This window comes from Enterobacter cloacae complex sp. P13B (assembly GCF_014895915.1).
In the GTDB taxonomy this organism is placed as follows: Bacteria; Pseudomonadota; Gammaproteobacteria; order Enterobacterales; family Enterobacteriaceae; genus Enterobacter; species Enterobacter bugandensis.
In genome coordinates this window covers 1-1,021 of sequence record NZ_JADBQN010000106.1, presented here as the reverse complement: position 1 = coordinate 1,021, position 1,021 = coordinate 1, and the positions used below count along the sequence as shown (strand labels likewise).

1 protein-coding gene is annotated in these 1,021 nt (G+C 35.2%); it reads right to left on the bottom strand.

Annotation, left to right across the window (positions count from 1 at the left end):
* The coding region (locus IM273_RS22075) for a UvrD-helicase domain-containing protein (protein ID WP_193055646.1) at positions 1 to 651 on the bottom strand (651 nt) is incomplete at its 3' end.
* Between the last annotated feature and the right edge of the window lie 370 nt (positions 652 to 1,021).

The window sequence follows — 1,021 nt, the reverse complement described above, 5'->3', positions numbered from 1 at the left end:
TTCCAAGGCAGACTCATTCTCATTTTTATGTTCGCCTAAAAAATCGAAAACACTTATTCCTGGCATTGAGTTCAATGAAAACCTATATATAAGAGAGTGGAATGTGCTGACGAGTGAATTAACAGATTCTTTATCATGCCCTTCATCCCAAAAAGTAAATACTTTATTTAACTTTTCACTTAACTCCTCACATGATTTTTTTGTAAATGATATTACTGTAATTTTATTTAATGGAATCTTTAAATAAAAATGCATAAACACTACGCGAAGAATTAGTGTTGTTGATTTACCTGAGCCAGCACCAGCAACAACGCAAGTGGCTGGATGATCTGAAAAAATCATTTCCCACTGAGAGGGGGAAGGTGAACTTATAATTCCAGCTTTAGTTGCAACTCTTACTTTTTCAATCATGAGTTGCTCTAATTCTCTCGTAACGCCAATATTTTCTGGTCCATAAATCGAGTTGTCAATAGCGGACATCGAGAACGTATCGATTTCGCGACGAATGTGATATTTTAACACACCATCATCATGACCTTTACGATAACCCTTATCTTTCCCCTGAGAATATCCTTTCTTGTACGAACGCTGAATTATTATTTTTATTTTTTTATAAAAGAACTTTACGAATATTCTGTCAGTTAATTTCATGTACATCCTTTATCTTAGTAAATATGTTTGAATATTTAGATAGAATAATATTTGTTGTGTGCAGTGTAAACGATTTTAAGTGTAAGAGGGCTTCAATGTTAGGCTATAATCATGGCAGGTAGAATTATATGTGAAAATGAAGCTCCTATCTTTATGGCAGGGGGCACTAACCCATTGCGATTTTACTAAGATCGTTTCAAAAAGTGCATACTTGATGAAAATTGACCTTGATACTTGGTTTGAACCTGGTGGATTATAGTAAACAGGTGCGCGTGATGGTATCAATGATGGTATCATACCCATTGTGGTAATTTTTAATGTCTTAAGATCATGAGGATAGTAGTGATGTGCGAGTCCGGCCTTCGGCACC